The organism is Roseinatronobacter sp. S2 (genome assembly GCF_029581395.1).
In the GTDB taxonomy this organism is placed as follows: Bacteria; Pseudomonadota; Alphaproteobacteria; order Rhodobacterales; family Rhodobacteraceae; genus Roseinatronobacter.
In genome coordinates this window covers 411,379-428,968 of sequence record NZ_CP121113.1, presented here as the reverse complement: position 1 = coordinate 428,968, position 17,590 = coordinate 411,379, and the positions used below count along the sequence as shown (strand labels likewise).

Annotated in this window: 16 protein-coding genes; 6 read left to right on the top strand and 10 right to left on the bottom strand. The window is 58.6% G+C overall.

What is annotated here, in order from left to right; all coding sequences use genetic code 11:
* Positions 1–225: 225 nt before the first annotated feature.
* On the bottom strand, positions 226–420 hold the full coding sequence (locus tag P8S53_RS01965; protein WP_277805493.1) for a hypothetical protein: 195 nt from the start codon (positions 418–420) through the stop codon (positions 226–228).
* 566 nt (positions 421–986) lie between these two features.
* The gene (gene glpD / locus P8S53_RS01960; protein WP_277805492.1) at positions 987–2,582 is read right to left on the bottom strand and encodes a glycerol-3-phosphate dehydrogenase; all 1,596 of its coding nucleotides are present in this window, start codon (positions 2,580–2,582) and stop codon (positions 987–989) included.
* Between the two features lie 231 nt (positions 2,583–2,813).
* Here glpD and P8S53_RS01955 point away from each other — a divergent pair, with 231 nt between their 5' ends.
* On the top strand, positions 2,814–3,593 hold the full coding sequence (locus tag P8S53_RS01955; protein ID WP_277805491.1) for a DeoR/GlpR family DNA-binding transcription regulator: 780 nt from the start codon (positions 2,814–2,816) through the stop codon (positions 3,591–3,593).
* A gap of 8 nt (positions 3,594–3,601) precedes the next feature.
* On the opposite strand, the gene P8S53_RS01950 is transcribed toward P8S53_RS01955, so the two are convergent.
* The 5 genes from P8S53_RS01950 to leuC form a co-directional block, all read right to left on the bottom strand.
* Entirely contained in the window at positions 3,602–4,603 is a 1,002-nt protein-coding gene (locus tag P8S53_RS01950) for an endonuclease/exonuclease/phosphatase family protein (protein ID WP_277805490.1), read from the bottom strand.
* A 104-nt stretch (positions 4,604–4,707) separates the two neighbouring features.
* Positions 4,708–5,550 (bottom strand): hypothetical protein, encoded by an 843-nt coding sequence (locus tag P8S53_RS01945; protein WP_277805489.1) that lies wholly within the window; start codon positions 5,548–5,550, stop codon positions 4,708–4,710.
* A 283-nt stretch (positions 5,551–5,833) separates the two neighbouring features.
* Positions 5,834–6,439 carry a 3-isopropylmalate dehydratase small subunit gene (gene leuD, locus P8S53_RS01940; protein WP_277806670.1) on the bottom strand — a complete coding sequence of 202 codons (606 nt, stop codon included), beginning with the start codon at positions 6,437–6,439 and terminating at the stop codon, positions 5,834–5,836.
* 6 nt (positions 6,440–6,445) lie between these two features.
* On the bottom strand, positions 6,446–7,795 hold the full coding sequence (locus tag P8S53_RS01935) for a glycosyltransferase family 4 protein (protein WP_306417857.1): 1,350 nt from the start codon (positions 7,793–7,795) through the stop codon (positions 6,446–6,448).
* 14 nt (positions 7,796–7,809) lie between these two features.
* Positions 7,810–9,237, bottom strand: coding sequence for a 3-isopropylmalate dehydratase large subunit (leuC, locus tag P8S53_RS01930; RefSeq protein WP_277805487.1), 1,428 nt, complete (start codon positions 9,235–9,237; stop codon positions 7,810–7,812).
* 286 nt (positions 9,238–9,523) lie between these two features.
* Between leuC and rsfS the strand changes: the two genes are divergently transcribed.
* Together rsfS and rlmH are read left to right on the top strand one after the other, a co-directional pair.
* The gene (rsfS, locus tag P8S53_RS01925) at positions 9,524–9,976 is read left to right on the top strand and encodes a ribosome silencing factor (RefSeq protein ID WP_277805486.1); all 453 of its coding nucleotides are present in this window, start codon (positions 9,524–9,526) and stop codon (positions 9,974–9,976) included.
* On the top strand, positions 9,976–10,446 hold the full coding sequence (rlmH, locus tag P8S53_RS01920; RefSeq protein ID WP_277805485.1) for a 23S rRNA (pseudouridine(1915)-N(3))-methyltransferase RlmH: 471 nt from the start codon (positions 9,976–9,978) through the stop codon (positions 10,444–10,446). Before rsfS ends, rlmH begins: the two co-directional genes overlap by 1 nt.
* A gap of 33 nt (positions 10,447–10,479) precedes the next feature.
* Here the strand turns inward: rlmH and P8S53_RS01915 are convergent, their stop codons facing one another.
* From P8S53_RS01915 to mobA, 3 genes are all read right to left on the bottom strand, one after another.
* A complete protein-coding gene (locus P8S53_RS01915) occupies positions 10,480–11,385 on the bottom strand; it encodes a LysR family transcriptional regulator (RefSeq protein ID WP_306417856.1) in 906 nt (301 codons plus the stop codon).
* A 235-nt stretch (positions 11,386–11,620) separates the two neighbouring features.
* Positions 11,621–12,505 carry a hypothetical protein gene (locus P8S53_RS01910; protein ID WP_277805483.1) on the bottom strand — a complete coding sequence of 295 codons (885 nt, stop codon included), beginning with the start codon at positions 12,503–12,505 and terminating at the stop codon, positions 11,621–11,623.
* Positions 12,502–13,104: a molybdenum cofactor guanylyltransferase MobA gene (gene mobA, locus P8S53_RS01905; RefSeq protein ID WP_277805482.1), complete on the bottom strand. Its 603-nt coding sequence runs from the start codon at positions 13,102–13,104 to the stop codon at positions 12,502–12,504. Before mobA ends, P8S53_RS01910 begins: the two co-directional genes overlap by 4 nt.
* A 118-nt stretch (positions 13,105–13,222) precedes the next feature.
* Here mobA and P8S53_RS01900 point away from each other — a divergent pair, with 118 nt between their 5' ends.
* From P8S53_RS01900 to clpB, 3 genes are all read left to right on the top strand, one after another.
* Positions 13,223–13,762 carry a DUF2478 domain-containing protein gene (locus P8S53_RS01900; protein WP_277805481.1) on the top strand — a complete coding sequence of 180 codons (540 nt, stop codon included), beginning with the start codon at positions 13,223–13,225 and terminating at the stop codon, positions 13,760–13,762.
* A 98-nt stretch (positions 13,763–13,860) separates the two neighbouring features.
* Entirely contained in the window at positions 13,861–14,517 is a 657-nt protein-coding gene (locus P8S53_RS01895) for a GNAT family N-acetyltransferase (protein ID WP_277805480.1), read from the top strand.
* Positions 14,518–14,656: 139 nt separating this feature from the next.
* The gene (clpB, locus tag P8S53_RS01890) at positions 14,657–17,269 is read left to right on the top strand and encodes an ATP-dependent chaperone ClpB (protein ID WP_277805479.1); all 2,613 of its coding nucleotides are present in this window, start codon (positions 14,657–14,659) and stop codon (positions 17,267–17,269) included.
* Positions 17,270–17,590 lie beyond the last annotated feature (321 nt).

Sequence of the window (17,590 nt, the reverse complement as noted above, 5' to 3'; positions counted from 1 at the left end):
AACTCCTGATACCCACACCGGAAATCCGACTGCAGGTTGCCACGCCCGCCCCAAGGGTGGCGCAGACCGGCGGTTGGCACATCCCCGAAATGGCGACGGCTTTGGCGTGCCAAAAGATAACCCTTGATTGATCGCGTGCGCCATGACGCAGATCAAGCGCATTCGCGCCCGTCGCGCAGTTCTCTATGAATTGTCCATTTCAACCGTGGTGCAGCATCATCCTCATCAGGAACCTTGCTTTGCAGGCATGATGAAAGCTTCGAAGTTGATCTGCCGTCGACGTTGCGCCAGCATCGGTAACATTGCCCCAGAAATTGCTGCAGCAAGCACGGACGGCTTCATAAGGCGATCCTGGAAAACCTCTGCTCGATTTCTGTTAGCGCCCACCAGCGGACATAAGAGATCAGGATAAGTTGTCATCAGCGTGTCTGTAAACCCGGTTGATCGTAGAAGGGAACTTTGCAGGCGATCAGCATTATTTGAGGCCTCAGACCGTGCTGGCACCAACGCTGAAAGACCGCTACGGACTTTTCGCTGAAGACCCTCAAATACGGACCATTGCTTCGTTCGTCTTGGCCGTAACTGTGCTTCAAGAACAGCTTCCCCAAACGAACTGGTGCCTCGAATTATGTCATGCAGTCGTTGAATGGAAAGTTTACGATCCGACGCAAGTTGGATGACTGGCAGATACGGTTGTATGATCTCGGCAACCTCTAGATAGCGACCTTCATCAAAGAGGCGTTCCACCAAAATCCGAAGTTTTCCTAGCGTTGCCGCATTGGCGCGAGCTGTCCGAACCAATAATAATATGCCCGCGATCCATACAAGAAGTACAAGGAATGCCGCCCGATTAGGACCGATGTAAAATGATGAATCTTCTGCCCCGATCCAGGTAGAAGCAGCGCATTGGGTATCTGAACCATCTCGCCGCGTCCGGGCGTCGCGTGTCGGACGGAGCATTATGGCGGCTATCGTTGCTCGGCGGGCTATGCGCGCGTATCAATCCGCTGCGTTATCCAGCCGGTCAGGTCGTCAACCTGATGATCGGTCAGACGTAAACCAAGTTTACTGCGCCGCCAAAGTACGTCATCTGCTGTGCGCGCATATTCACGCGCTATCATCCAGCTGACTTCTGCTTCGGTCAGGGTTGCCCCGAAATCGCGGCCCAGATCCCCCGCTGCTTTGGCATTGCCAAGGATCTTGCGCGCATCCTGCCCATAGGCGCGCACCAGACGCCGCGCCCAGAAATCGGTCAGGAACGGATAGTCGCGGCGCAAGCCCGCGATCAGGTCTGCAACACCGTCATGCGCAAAATCACCACCGGGCAGCGCCACGCCAGCGGTCCATTTTCCGGCCCCGACCGGCATGACCCGCGCGATCTTCTCCAAGGCCGATTCGGCCAGCCGCCGGTAGGTCGTGATCTTGCCGCCAAACACATTCAGCACCGGCGCGCCTGCGGACTGGTCAATCTTCAGTGTGTAGTCGCGCGTTGCCGCGGTCGCCGAACTTGCGCCATCATCATAAAGCGGGCGCACACCGGAATAAGACCAGATGACATCATCGGCGGTCACGGGGCTGTTGAAATACTGGCTTGCAAATTTGCACAGATAGTCGCGTTCTTCATCCGTGCAGGTGGGCGGGATGGACGGATCAGCATGTTCTGCATCCGTGGTGCCGATCAGCGTAAAATCCTGCTCATAAGGAATGGCAAAGATAATCCGGCCATCCGATCCCTGAAAGAAATAGCATTTATCGTGATCATACAGTTTGCGGGTCACAATATGGCTGCCCCGCACCAGACGCACATTCTCGCGGCTGTTCAGGCGCAGTTTGCCGTGAATGATGTCGCCGACCCATGGGCCAGCCGCATTGACCAGTGTTTTGGCGCGCAGGATTTTCGTTTCATCTTCGGTTTTGACCGAAACATGCCAAATTCCGTCCTGCACTTGAGCGGACACCACCGCTGATCTGGTCAGGATGGTTGCGCCGCGCGCTTCGGCATCGCGGGCATTCAGCACCACAAGGCGCGAATCCTCTACCCAGCAATCCGAATATTCATAGGCTTTGGCAAAACGCGCCTGCAATGGCGCACCTTCGGGTGTGTCCGGCAAGGACAGCGTTGATGTGCCCGGCAGAATTTTTCGCCCACCCAGATGGTCATACAAAAACAGCCCCAGCCGGATTAGCCACGCCGGTCGCCGCCCCTTCATCCATGGCATGAAAAGCGACAACAGTTTCGATGTTGGGGTGTCGCTTTCAAACCGCATATCCTTATGATATGGCAATACAAAACGCATGGGCCAACTGATATGCGGCATTGCACGCAGCAGTGTTTCACGTTCGATCAACGCTTCGCGCACCAAACGGAATTCGAAATATTCAAGGTAGCGCAGACCACCATGAAACAGCTTGGTCGAGGAAGAAGACGTGGCACCCGCAAGATCGCCCTTCTCGGCCAGAACCACTGACAACCCGCGTCCGGCCGCATCGCGCGCAATGCCACAGCCGTTTATGCCGCCGCCAATAATCAGCAGATCATGGACATCTTGCCCAGCGGCATTGGGCTGTTGATTGCGTGGCATGCGCCCTCCGGTTTCGGTTGCTTGGATTATCTGCCCTGCATAATTGTCACATCGCCGCATAACGCACAAGAAATTATGACTTTATACGCGTTTATCTTCGTTTATTTTCAAACGAAGATAATGAAGGCCAGTATACTGTATTTTTTCTATGCCGTATGTTCGTTTCTCTGGAAACGGACGACAAACGAACATATACCCATTGCGAATCAACTTCCTGCGCAGGAGACAGGATTGTCACAGAATATGCGTTTGCCCGAAATTCTGAGCATCGCGCGCCGTGATGGCCGTGTAACCGTTGACGGGCTGGCCGCGCATTTCAACGTCACATTACAGACAATCCGGCGCGATCTGGCTGAACTGGCCGATCAGGGCAGGCTTGAACGCGTGCATGGTGGGGCGGTCATGCCGTCAACCATCGCGAATATCGGGTATGAGGATCGGCGCGGCCTGAACGATGCGGCCAAGGCGGCCATCGCTGCGCGGTGCGTTCAGGACATTCCCAACGGGTGTTCCGTCTTTTTGAACATTGGCACCACGACCGAAGCGGTTGCGCGTGCATTGATGGGCCACCGTGATATCATGGTGCTGACCAATAATATGAATGTTGCCAATATTCTGGTCGATAACCCGAATTGCGAGATCATTCTTGTCGGCGGGCTGCTGCGGCGGTCGGATGGCGGTCTGGTCGGAACAGTGACAACGCAGGCCATCGCGCAATTCAAGTTTGATCTTGCGGTCATCAGTTGCTCGGCGCTGGATGAAGACGGGGATATGCTGGATTTTGACATTCAGGAAGTGGGTGTTAGCCAGACCATCCTGAAACAGGCGCGGCGCAGCTTTCTTGTTGCGGACAGGTCCAAGTTTCAGCGACGCGCGCCTGCGCGTATCGGGTCGCTGGCGCAGTTGGACAGCTTCTATACAGACACACCCCCGCCCGCCCCGGTTCTGGCGGCATGCCATGGGTGGGGCACGCAGGTTCAGCTTGGCACCCCAAAGGCCAGTTCAGGCTAGGCTTGCCGCTACGGATTATGTGCGTCGATATCCATCCAGACAAGCCGGTGTCGCGTTGGCGGATTGTCCGGTTGGCCCAAAAGCGCGGCCCCTGGCATGTCCGGCATGGGCCAGAACACACCCGAATCTGTGACCGCCACGCCCCGCGTGGGCAGGATATAGCTGACCCGCAGGTTGCCCGGCCCCGGAGCCTGTGGCCAGTGAACAGTATCATGGGCATGCGGTCCAATATGCTGGCTGCCAGCACCACTTCGGGCGGCGTGCACTGCGCCATCACTGGCAGGTTGTGGGTCCTGAATGGCGGGGTGGGCCAGCAGATTGCGCATTGCACCCTGCATCCCGTCACCATCAAACGGGTCCAGATTGCTGCCGCCCATCAGCACGAACGGCGCGTCAGGCGGTAACACGGCCAAAGCCCCATCCAGAAAATGCGACCAGAACGCGGTTTCATCATGGTTGCGGTGCAGGTTGCGGTCATTTTGCCCGCCAAACACCGGCGGCCCCGCCTGATAGACCAGAAGATGCAGCCGCCCATGGTCGGGCAATTCCAGCGCCAGATCCCAGTGCCCGGTGCTGGACAGCCGCTGCAACGCATCGCGCGCGGGGTCCGGCATGGACCCTTCAGGGCGATACGGGCTAAGGTTGCCGGGCAGATCACGCCACAGGAAATCGCTGAAATCGCGCGAATGCTCTGGCAGGATTGGATAGCGCGACAGAACGGCCAGCGCTTTCTGCCCGCTGAAGTCGCCATACCCTTGGGTATCATCCGGCCCGGCGGTGCGACCATCCCCCGTCATGTCCAGCCCCGTGCGCAAACCGGCATTCGACGCGAAGGCGAAGGTATGCGCCATCTCATGGCCATGCTCTGCGATCAGGTCACGAAACGCCTGCAAGGTGACATTGCCATGATCATGATCAACACCCGACAGAACCAGCACATCGGGCGCGATATGTGCGATAAGCTGCGCCTTGGCAACAGGGGCGGGGTCACGGCCCAGGATATCACGCAAGGCAAGTCCGGGCCCACGACCACCCAGATCAACCCGCCAGAAGGCCAGCCGCAGATCTGTGGTCAGGCGTGGCGTCTGCGCGGCGACAGCACTGGCCAGACATATCAGGAATAGGCAGACCGCGCTGGCAAGGGCACCGATGATTCTGCATCCGCGATGCGCCGGCGTTGGGCGCGGATAAGTTGCGCAACGCGGTACATTGCAACCCCGCGCATCACCAGACTGACCGGCACAAAAGCCCATAGCGCAACACCCCAAACCAGTGACAGCGGCGTTTCAAGGGTCAAGGGCTGCACCAGCAGGCTGGAAATATGCAGCAAGACCGGCAATGAGAATGGCAGCACAATCCCTACCAAAATGTTAACCTGCCCCTCACGCTCCAGCCGGTGGACGACGTCGATGCCTTTGGTCGGGTCGAAATTGGGCAAATTGACCCAGACATTCAGAACCGAACTGCGGTTGGGCCAGTAGCGCAGATAGACCGCAGCCAAAAACCCCAGCAGCCCAAGCTGGGCCAGCACAAACGCGACAGAGGCCGCGGCCTGCACATTTGCTTCATGTTCCAGCGTCAGGCCCCCGGGCAGGGCCGCGCGCAGCATGCGAACCGGACTGAAATTGAAATCAAACGCGGCACCCAACCACATGGCAATCTGCGGCACATGCTGGCCATCATGCAGACTGACAGCGCGCTGCATCAGCGTCAGGGCCAGAACAATTGCGAATAACAACGCAAAGCGGCCCCGATTATAAGGTTTCGCATCACGGAATTCGATCAGACCGGGATGGCGCGCCGTATATTCGACAACAACCACAACCCCCGCAATCAGCGCAATCAGCGTCAAACCTTGTGAAATATCCGGCGAGATTCCGGGCAATAGCAGCGCGGGCACCAGAATAAGAACAACTACCGAAAACCCGCGCAAAAATGCGCTTGCCACTTGGGACATGGACGACCTGCTACCTTGCCTTTTGCCGCGCCTTGCCGACGAAGCGGAGCGCGTTTTTCCGACAGAACGCGTTATTTCCAGATTATCCGGAAGCGCCCGCCTTATTTTTGCCACAAAATTGCCCATTTATCGCCATCCTAGCAAGTCCCTTTTCAATATCGCGCAGGGCTGTGGCTATTTCACGGTCGAACTGTCACGACTTTGCATCAAATTTGTGGAAAAAAAGCGGCACCCGCGGGGGGTGCCGTCTGGAAAAAGCCACATTTCAACGCGTCTAGGGCAATCAGACCCAAGGACGCGCCTGACTTGCCTGCGCTTCAAAGCTGTCAATTGCAGATACTTTTTCAAGGGTCAGGCCAATATCATCCAGACCGTTCAGCAGACAATGCTTCTTGAACGGATCAATTTCAAAGTGAAATTGTTGTCCGTCGGCGCTTGTCACTGTCTGCGATTCCAGATCGATTGCAATGCGCGCATTCTCGCCTTTGCGGGCATCATCCATCAGCACATCAATCTGATCTTGTGGCAGAACGATAGGCAAAATGCCGTTCTTGAAGCAGTTATTGTAAAAGATATCCGCAAAGCTGGTGGAAATTACGCTGCGAATGCCAAAATCCAGCAACGCCCAAGGCGCATGTTCACGCGATGACCCGCAGCCGAAATTGTCGCCTGCAACCAGAATTTGCGCTTGCCGATAGGCGGGCTGATTCAGCACAAAATCCGGAATTTCGTTGCCATCATCATCAAAGCGCATTTCGTCAAACAGGTTCTTGCCCAGACCGGACCGCTGGATTGTTTTCAAAAACTGCTTGGGAATAATCATGTCCGTATCGATATTGACCAGCGGCATGGGTGCGGCAACACTGGAAAGCGTGGTGAATTTGTCCATCGTCATCTACCTTTCATTCGTTATTTTATGGGCAGACCGCACATCAGGCGTGTCCCCGGTTTGAACTTGGAATGGCTGCGGGCGTGTATCGCGCTTGCCCGTCACCCATTCGTAGACTTGCAAAATATGATCGGCTTTGCGCGGCCATGTGAATTGCGTGCGGACCAGTTCGCGCGCATCCGCGCCCATTCTTGGCAGGCAGTCGGGGCTATCGCAGATATCCGTCACTTTCTGGCGAAACGCCGCAATCAATGCGAAGCGCCCTGCCATCGGCACCTTGAAACCCGTCCTAGCGGTGACCAGCTCGCCCGGGCCAGCATAATCGCAAACGACCGGAACGACGCCCAGCGCCATCGCCTCGACCACCACACCACCGCCAAATTCGCGCACAGAAGGGAAGGTCAGCAAATTGGCGCGCGACAAGACCGCACCGACACCGGCATGATCCAGCCAGCCGTGAAACGTGACGGCCCCTTCCAGCGCGTTGTCCTGCACCAACTGGCGCAGGACATCTTCCATCGGGCCACTGCCAACAATATCAAGTGTCACACGACCTGACTGCAACAGCGGCAAAAGCGCTTCTATCAGAATGTCAGGCCCCTTATAGGGCACCAACCGGCCAACAAAACAACACCGCAGCGGCCCCGAAACATCCTGTTGGGACGGGGTGCCCAGCGCATCCGGGTTCACACCGTTTTCGGGAATATACACCCCGCGTTCCCGACCATGTGTCCCCAGTTCAGCCAGCGTGTGGCGTGATCCCGCGATAAGCGCCGCGCAATTGCGCAACATACGCGCCCGCCCCGGCAACAGGCGATACAGACCGCGCACATAAGACAGCCATTCGCGTTCGCGCCTGCGTTCAGCATCAAAACCTGCGGGCCACGGCACGCCGCCGTTCAGCGGACCCAGCACGAAGGGCACGCCCGCACTGGCGCATTTTGACGCCAGCGAACTGTTTGCCGTAGGGCTTAGGGGTGTGACACGGTGCACGATGTCATATGCGCCAGACCGAATGGCCGGGCCGAACTGTTTCCAGACCAGCCGTTCGAAATATGGATAACTGAGCGATGCAAGCGCGGTCAGCATCGTCCAGCCCTTCCCTTCGCCCATGCGCAACCACGACGCCAGCGCCCAGACAGGACGTGCCAGCGCTTCGCTGTCAATGACGGTGAAATCCTGTCCTTCCATCAGACCGGCACGCAAAACCGCATCACGGTTGCGCACCTGTGTGACCAGATGCACATCCGCCACCCGCCGCAACGCACTGGCAATCTGCCACCCCACAAGGGGCACACTGACCCATTCGGGGTTCGCGGCTTCAGCAATTACCAGAACGCGCGGGCGCGGCACGATGCGGGACACCTTGCTCACCCGGTCAGAACCGGCTCACCCGTCAGTTCGCGCACATCCGTCAGGCGCCCCGTGATTGCCGCTGCCGCTGCCATACCGGGTGACATCAGATGTGTGCGGCCACCGCGACCCTGACGCCCCTCAAAGTTGCGGTTGGACGTTGCTGCGCAGCGCTCGCCGGGGCTAAGCTGGTCGGGGTTCATCGCCAGACACATGGAACACCCCGCAAGGCGCCATTCAAATCCTGCATCGATGAAAATCTGCGCCAGCCCTTCTTCTTCGGCCTGCGCACGCACCAACCCCGAACCGGGCACAACCATGGCCCGCAGGCCCGCCTTGATTTTCTTGCCTTTCAGAATTGCGGCGGCTGCGCGCAAATCCTCAATGCGGCCATTGGTGCATGACCCGATGAAAACCGTATCAATTTCAATATCGGTCAGTTTCTGGCCGGGCTTCAGGCCCATGTAATCCAGTGCACGGCGCACAGCATCCACCTTGCCACCGCTGAAGTCTTCAGGCGCGGGAACGCTTGCGGTGATGGGCAGCACATCTTCGGGGCTGGTGCCCCATGTCACGACGGGCGCAATATCTTCGCCCTTCAGGGTGATAACCTTGTCCCAAGGTGCATCCTCATCGGATTTCAGTGTTTTCCACCATGCCAGCGCGGCATCCCATTGCGCGCCTTTGGGGGCATGCGGGCGGCCTTTGACATACGCGAACGTCGTTTCATCCGGCGCAATCAGACCGGCGCGCGCGCCACCTTCGATGGCCATATTGCACACGGTCATGCGCCCTTCCATCGACAGTTCGCGAATGGCTTGCCCGCAATATTCAATCACATAGCCGGTGCCGCCAGCCGTGCCCGTCACGCCAATGACAGACAAGGTAATGTCCTTGGCCGTCACGCCGGGGCGCAGTGATCCGGTGATTTCCACCTTCATGTTCTTGGATTTTTGCTGGATCAGCGTTTGCGTGGCCAGCACATGTTCCACTTCCGACGTGCCGATGCCATGGGCCAGCGCCCCGAATGCGCCATGCGTGGCGGTGTGGCTGTCGCCGCAAACAACGGTCATGCCCGGCAGTGTCCAGCCCTGTTCGGGACCAACGATGTGCACGATACCTTGGCGAATATCGTTCACAGGGTAATAATTCACGCCGAATTCGCGCGCATTCTTGTCCAATGCATCCACCTGAATGCGGGATTCGGGGTTTTCAATCCCGTTTTCGCGATCTGGTGTTGTGGGCACGTTATGGTCGGGCACAGCAATGGTTTTTTCCGGTGCGCGCACAGTGCGGCCCGTCATGCGCAGCCCCTCAAATGCTTGCGGGCTGGTCACTTCATGAACCAGATGGCGGTCGATATACAGCAGGCAGGTGCCGTCCTTGTCCTGATGGACAACATGGGCGTCCCAGATTTTATCATACAGAGTTTTGGCTACAGTCATGGCGATCTCTCTTGCGATCAGAGGAATTGGCGGTGCTGAAAGGGCAGCCCGAAGGCTGGCGCGGGCAGATCAGCGCAGTCGTGCCAGCACAGACCGGTTTTCACGCTGAAAGCGTTGCGGCAGGCGCGCATGGTCTGTCATGTCGAAATAACGTTTCATGGCCGCTGTCATACGCCCGAATCAAACCGTAAGCAACGCTTCACACCGGGTCCCTCGCGCAATTTCTACGCAAAAAGTGACCACAACGCCGCAAAGGGGCCATCTGCATGATTGAGAAACCACCAGCATGGTGTTAAATTGGGGGTGTCAACAATTTACACATCAGGAGGACAGTTCTCTGTCTACCACAGAACCTACCGCACTTGCGGCCCGCACGGCACCCTCGGCACCTGCCACCCTAAGCAGTGATGCGCTTCTGGATCTGGTTCTGACCTCGCTTGACGATGATAAAGCCGAAGACATTGTAACCATCGACCTGCGGTCGAAATCGGCCATGGCCGATCATATGGTCGTGGCTTCCGGTCGTTCGACGCGACAAGTCGCAGGCATGGCACAGAAACTGATGGACCGGTTGAAAGAAACCTATCGCCTGACAGCCCGGATCGAGGGCAAGGAAACGGGCGACTGGGTGTTGATCGACACCGGCGATGTTGTTGTCCATATTTTCCGCCCAGAAGTGCGGGAATTTTATCAGCTTGAAAAGATGTGGCAGGATGCAGGCCTTGTGCCTGCCACCTGATGCGACTGCATGTCTGCGCCATAGGGCGCATACGCAAAGGGCCGGAACGCGCATTGATAGATGACTATCTTGCGCGTTTCGACAAGGCAGGGCGCGCGCTGTCCCTTGGCCCGTGTCTGGAACACGAACTGGACGACCGCAAGGCCACGACACCTGCCGCGCAGGCCAAACTGCTGGAAAAATCCATTCCCGATGGTGCAGAAATTATTGCCCTTGATGAACGCGGGCAGGTCATGTCGTCGCGCGAATTTGCGCAGCATATCGCCACAAGGCGCGATGCTGGTATAAGTGACATGGCCTTCGTGATCGGGGGCGCTGACGGGCTGGACCCCGATTTACGGGACCGCGCGCATAAGCTGGTGTCATTCGGGGCCATGGTCTGGCCCCATATGCTGGCGCGTGTCATGTTGTCCGAACAGCTTTACCGTGCCGCGACCATTCTGGCGGGCAGTCCCTATCATCGGGACTGAAACTGCCCCGTATGCATCTTTTACGGCGGCGGCCTACCACGCATTCGCGCTGCGGTTTCCAAGCTTCTCGACAAGATAATCAATCAACGCGCGCACTTTGGGTTGCGTATAGCGCCCGGCCGGAAACACAGCATGCATCGCCTGAACATCGCGCGGCAGGTCGGGGATCACATCTTCCACAAGGCCGCTTTTCATGGACTGCGAAAACAGGAAGCTGGGCAGATAGGCTATTCCAAGCCCGTTTATGGCGGCATTCAGCAGGGACTGCCCGTCATTGACGGAAAACCATGTCGCCGAACGCACCTGACGCACCTCACCGGAAGGGGCCGTAATACGCCAGACCGATGTTGCCGCATTGTGGGAATAATACAGCAACCGGTGATCATTCAAATCATCAATCCGCGCAGGGCGGCCATGTTCGGCCAGATACGCGGGCGACGCGATAAGACGCTGGGTTGTTTCGCAAATCTTGCGCGCACGCAGGCTGCTGTCATCCATATCGCCCATGCGAATGGCCAGATCAAACCCTTCCGAGATCAGCTCGACATAGCGGTTTTTCAGAACCATGTTCACGGACACATCCGGGTAACGTTCCAGAAACTCCCCCAATAGCGGGGACACATGCGCGGCGCCAAAATCCGTGGGAACCGCAATGCGCAAAATCCCTGACGGCGCCGATTGCATGGCCGTAACCAGATTGTCGGCCTCGCCCGCGTCATTCAGCACCCGCCGCGCGCGGTCGTAATAGGCAAGGCCAATGTCTGTGGGGCTTACCCTGCGTGTCGTGCGGTTCAGCAGGCGCGCGCCAAGGCGGGTTTCCAGGGCCGATACATGCTTGGATACCGCCGATTTCGATATGCCCATCTTTCGCGCCGCATCCGTGAACCCGCCTTGGTCCACTACCGTCGCAAAGGCTTCCATCTCGGTCAGTCTGTCCATCATTACGCCCCGGATTACCAGTTTTACCGTGCCACCATCGCCGCCAATTCGGGCAAGAATGGGGTGGCGGCGGGACATAACCGCGACAATAGGCAATTTTCCGTTGCATTTATCCGGCTTCAGCAACAGCGCGTGGCCCGCACGCGCAAAAAAAGGGGGGGCGCGTATGGCCTAGCCGGGCGCAGTCAGCGACCGGCGTGGGTGGGCGGGCGGGGCCATATGCGCCCCCCCTTTTTTATTCCGCGCTATCCAATGCTTTCAACAGGCTGGCCTGATGCCCGGCGCCCAGAATCCAGCCTTCTTCACGCAACACCGCAGCTGCGGCAGGGGGCACCATCAGCGCCGCCATGTCGGACCTGTGCAGCGCACGCGCCAGCAAATCCACCTGTGCCGCATCCTTGCAGGCATACCCCTGTGCCTTGCGCACGGCCGTATCAATCAACGACAGATAGGTTTCCACAACCACCACCGGCGCATCCGCAGGCTGCATCGGCCAGACTGACAGCGCTGCACCATACTCCACGCGCAAAGCTGCCAGATGCGCAATCCCCAACAGGCTTTGCGACCCAACCGACCCTGTCGTATACAGCTTCCACATGGGGTGTGCACCCGAACACAGCGCTTCGGTTTCGCGCAATTCCGCCAGCCCGTGGCCATGCCGCGCCAAACCTTTTTCCGGCAGGTCCGGCAACGCGCGCCCCGATGGCCGCCCCCAGAACGGGCCGACGCCCGGAAATTCACGGTTGATCGCGGCTGCAACCTCAAAGCGGTTGTTCCTGTTGCGCGCGTCATCGCGAACCCGCTGTGCCAGCCAGTCCCAGACCGCAAGCGCGCTGGCCTGCCCTGTCAGGTGCTGCGCAAAACCGCGCGGAAACCCGAAACCTATGTCAAACGCGATCAGAACACGCTGGCCAGCCGCTATTCCTGCATCAATGCGCGCACGCAGCACGTCCATCGCCTGCACCCGTGTGGCCAGATTTTCAGGCGCACACGCACCCGCGCCCGCACTGCCGATCCATATGGAATCCGCGCCGCGTTTGGGGGTTGAATTGGCCGACCAGTCAACCACCACAACCCGGTCGAAATGCTGCGTCCCTTCTGCTGGTGCGCCCCCCCTCATCGCAGCGCTGCCAACTGGCCTGCGGTAATCAGGTCTTGCGGGGTGTTGATGTTGAAAAACGGGTCAAACGGGTCAGTGTCAAATTCCGCAACCCCGCCATCATGGCGGTCAACCCAAATCGTCACCTTGCGCATTCTGCCCGTCAATGCCGCCCGCAGATCATCGCGCAGGGCGACGGGCCACAAACCGAATGTGGGGTGGCGCTGCAACACGCCATTGCGCCGCGTTGCGGCCACCGCCACGCCTGATCTGCCTGCCGCATCTTGCAGCCTGTCCACCAGATCGCGCGGAAAAAACGGCGTGTCGGCCGCAACGGTCACAATTTGCGCCGCCCCCGCCTGCGCGCCCCAGTCCATCCCCGCCAGAATGCCCGCCAGCGGGCCGGGAAAATCCGGCAGCGAATCGGCCAGAACCCGCAGGCCAAGCGTGTCAAAACGCGCCGGATCGCCATTCGCATTCAGCGCCACACCTGCCACCTGCGGCGTCAGGCGGTCCAGCACATGCGCAAACAGGGACTGGCCTGCAAGGGTGCGAAACCCCTTGTCGCCGCCACCCATGCGCGTGGCCTGCCCGCCTGCCAGCACAACACCCAAAATCATGATCCGCGGTCCCTTTGTTTGCTGCACCTTTGCGCGCTGTGCCGCATATGCAGACTGGCCCTTATGACGGCGTCAGTGTACATGCGATATAACACGGCTTGCACGGAAGGGCAGACAGATGCTCGGCTATATTTCTGCACAGGGGCGCGGCAATGCCGACAGGCTGCTGGCTGAACTGGCCCACCGGCTTACGGCGGCCAGCTGGCCATTGGCCGGTGTGGTCCAGATCAACCGCGAAACCACGCAGGGCCGCCCGTGCGATATGGATTTGCAGGTCATTGGCCAGTCACACCACATACGCATCAGCCACAGTCTTGGCCCTCATGCCAGCGGGTGCCGGCTGGACGCGCACGGGCTGGAAACGGCTGTCGGGCTGGTGGCCGCAACGCTTGACGCCAGACCTGCACTGCTGATCCTGAACAAATTCGGCAAGGCCGAAGCAGAAGGGCGCGGCTTTCGATCCGTCATCGGGCAAGCCCTGGCACAGGATATTCCGGTTCTGACAGCGGTGCGCCAACCCAATATGAATATGTTTCTTGCCTTTGCAGATGGCATGGCAGAAGCTTTGCCTGTTGATATCTGTGCTTTGCAGGACTGGTGCTGTGAACAAACTGGCCGGACTGTGCAAACTGTATCGCTTGAACGAACAATCCCGTGAAATTTCGTGCAGGTCACGAAAATTTCGTACCGCTTTTGACTGATCTTACGCAATAGCATGCCTATCTTGTTAACCAAGAATGAAGGGTAGAATCAGCCATGCCGCTGGATGACATGACATCAGAACCACACGCTCAGGACATGGCACCCCATGACAGGGACGTGCCGGATACGTTGCGCGGCAAGAAGATCGCCGCATCGACGCTGCGCGCGCCACCCGACGATCTGACCGATGCGTTCAAATTTGATGGGTGGCACCATGATGATGCGCCCGCGTATCAGCAAATGCTGGATGATCCCGATTTGTGGCGCTTTATGCCCGAGGAATATCCGGCACCCCTGTCGCTTGAACTGGCGCAAGACCTGATTGCCCTGTCCCAGCAAGCGGCACATCACAAGGTTCGGGCCGCATATTGGAACGACCGGCTTGTCGGTCAGGTCCGGTTGCAATGGGCAAAGGGTGCGACGCCGCCTGCCTCCGGCGAAATCAGCTATTGGCTGGGGCGCGATTATTGGGGCAAGGGGCTGTCTGCGCCCATGGTGGGCGTGTTTGCCTATCGCTGCTTTGCAAAATTCCCTGCCCTTCAACAGATCGAGGCGCGCATTCACGTTGAAAACATGGCGTCGCTGCGGTTGGTGCACAGGCTAGGGTTCCGCAAGATGCCGCAGGGGTCGCAAACACATGACTGGACGCGGTTCACTCTCTATCGTGGAACCGGTCTTGACTGGTCTGCGATACCCAACCCACGCACCTGACCTAAATTCGATCTTATCAACTGTGCCCATCTTGCAACAGCATGCAAGCCTTCCCAAATAAGCTTCAAGGCCCGACATGGTGCCGCGCTGAATGTCAGGCGGTTCCCGTATTTCAGGGCGCTTATGAAGGAGAGTACAGATGAACCTTGAAAAATTTACCGAACGCGCCCGCGGTTTTCTGCAAGCGGCGCAAACCATAGCCCTGCGCGAAGATCACCAGCGCGTCGCGCCCGCACATTTGCTGAAAGCCCTGCTGGATGATGATCAGGGCATGGCCGCCAACCTTATTCAGCGCGCCGGTGGTGCCCCCGACCGCGTGATGCAGGCCAATGAGATTGCGCTGGCAAAAATCCCGAAAGTGTCCGGCGGCGACGGCCAGATCTACATTGATCCGCAAACTGCCAAGGTGCTGGATCAGGCTGAACAGCTCGCCAAAAAGGCGAATGACAGTTATGTAACCGTTGAACGCATGCTGACCGCACTGGCATTGGTGAAATCCGATGCCAAGGATGCGCTGGACGCAGGTGCCGTGACCGCGCAGAAACTTAACAGCGCCATCAATGACCTGCGCAAGGGGCGCACTGCTGACAGTGCCTCTGCCGAAGACGGGTATGAGGCGTTGAAAAAATACGCCCGCGATCTGACGCAGGCCGCGCGTGACGGCAAGATTGACCCCATCATCGGCCGGGATGAAGAAATTCGTCGCTCCATGCAGGTTCTGTCGCGGCGCACCAAGAACAACCCCGTTCTGATCGGTGAACCCGGTGTCGGTAAAACCGCCATTGCCGAAGGGCTGGCGCTGCGCATCATCAATGGCGATGTTCCCGAATCCCTGCGCGACAAGAAGCTGATGGCGCTGGATATGGGCGCCTTGATCGCCGGTGCAAAGTACCGTGGCGAATTTGAAGAGCGCCTGAAGGCAATTTTGTCGGAAATCACGGCAGCCAATGGCGAAATCATCCTGTTCATCGACGAAATGCACACCCTTGTCGGTGCTGGCAAATCCGAAGGGGCAATGGACGCTGCCAACCTTATCAAACCGGCGCTGGCGCGCGGCGAATTGCACTGCGTGGGCGCAACCACACTGGATGAATACCGCAAGCATGTCGAAAAGGACGCGGCCCTTGCGCGGCGCTTCCAGCCAATTCTGGTCGAGGAACCCACAGTCGAGGATACGATTTCCATCCTGCGCGGCATCAAGGAAAAATACGAACTGCACCATGGCGTTCGCATCTCGGACTCGGCGCTGGTGACAGCGGCCACGCTGTCGCATCGCTATATCACCGACCGCTTTTTGCCCGACAAGGCCATTGACCTGATGGACGAAGCGGCCAGCCGTCTGCGGATGGAAGTGGACAGCAAGCCCGAAGAACTGGACGCGCTGGACCGCGACATCTTGCAAAAACAGATCGAGTCCGAGGCGCTGCGCAAAGAAGATGACGCCGCATCCCGCGACCGGCTGGAAACACTGGAACGCGAATTGTCCGACCTGCAAGAACGCAGCGCCGAACTGACAGCCACATGGCAGGCGGAACGCGACAAACTGGAAGAAGCGCGCAAGATCAAGGAAGATCTGGACCGTGCGCGCATCGATCTGGAAACCGCAAAGCGCAGCGGTGACTTTGCCGCCGCCGGCCGGTTGCAATATGGCGAAATCCCCGAACTGGAACGCAAGCTGGCTGATGCAGAGGCCCGCGAGGCCCAGAAAATGGTCGCCGATGCCGTGCGCCCCGAACAGATTGCCGAAGTCGTGGAACGCTGGACAGGCATTCCCACATCCAAAATGCTGGAAGGCGAACGCGACAAACTGCTGCGCATGGAAGATGAACTGCACAAGCGTGTCATCGGCCAGAACACCGCCGTGCGCGCCGTGGCCAATGCCGTGCGCCGCGCCCGTGCCGGTCTGAACGACGAAAACCGCCCCCTTGGCAGTTTCCTGTTCCTTGGGCCAACCGGCGTGGGCAAAACCGAACTGACCAAAGCGGTCGCCGAATACCTGTTTGATGACGACAGTGCTATGGTGCGCATCGACATGTCGGAATTCATGGAAAAACACGCTGTAAGCCGTCTGATCGGGGCACCCCCCGGCTATGTCGGCTATGAAGAAGGTGGCGTTCTGACCGAAGCCGTGCGCCGCAGGCCCTATCAGGTTGTGCTGTTCGACGAGGTTGAGAAGGCACATCCCGAAGTGTTCAACGTGCTGTTGCAGGTGCTGGATGACGGGGTTCTGACCGACGGGCATGGCCGCACGGTGGATTTCAAGCAAACGCTGATCATCCTGACCTCGAACCTTGGCTCGCAAGCGCTGTCGCAACTGCCCGAAGGCAGCGACGGCACGCAGGCGCGCGGACAGGTGATGGACGCTGTGCGCGCCCATTTCCGCCCCGAATTCCTGAACCGGCTGGATGAAACCATCATCTTTGACCGGCTGGCGCGGGCAGATATGGATGCGATTGTCGACATCCAGATGGCGCGTTTGCTGAAACGCCTGCTGGCACGCAAGATCACGCTGGAACTCGATGACGGGGCACGCACTTGGCTGGCGGACAAGGGCTATGACCCCGTTTACGGCGCACGGCCCCTGAAACGGGTGATCCAGCGCTATTTGCAAGACCCGCTTGCCGAAATGCTGCTGGGCGGGACAGTTCTGGACGGCAGCACAGTCGAAGTGACATCAGGGCCGGACGGGCTGATCGTCAATGGCCAGTTGTCACGCGATGACAGCGCACCACGCGCGACGCTGGTGCATTAACTATTGCGGGGTTTCCAGTAACTGCCACAGACCCGCCTTGAGGGCGGGTCTGTGATTTGTGCGGCACCCACCCGGAAGATGGTGGTAATGGGGAAATGGCCTAAGGGGACGTTGGAATTATACAAGGCGCGGAGCAAAGGCCGCAGGCCGCCGCGCTATCGGCGGGCCGTCCCGCGGCCTGCCGGTTTGGCTGATGGTGATTCAATCCTTTGAAGTCAGGAGTATGCCGCCTGCATAAAGTGAACTTCAATAGCGTCGGACCGGCAGACCCCGGCCCACCGATAGCGCGGGCTTTATCCAAGGGTGAAGGGCAGGTTCCCG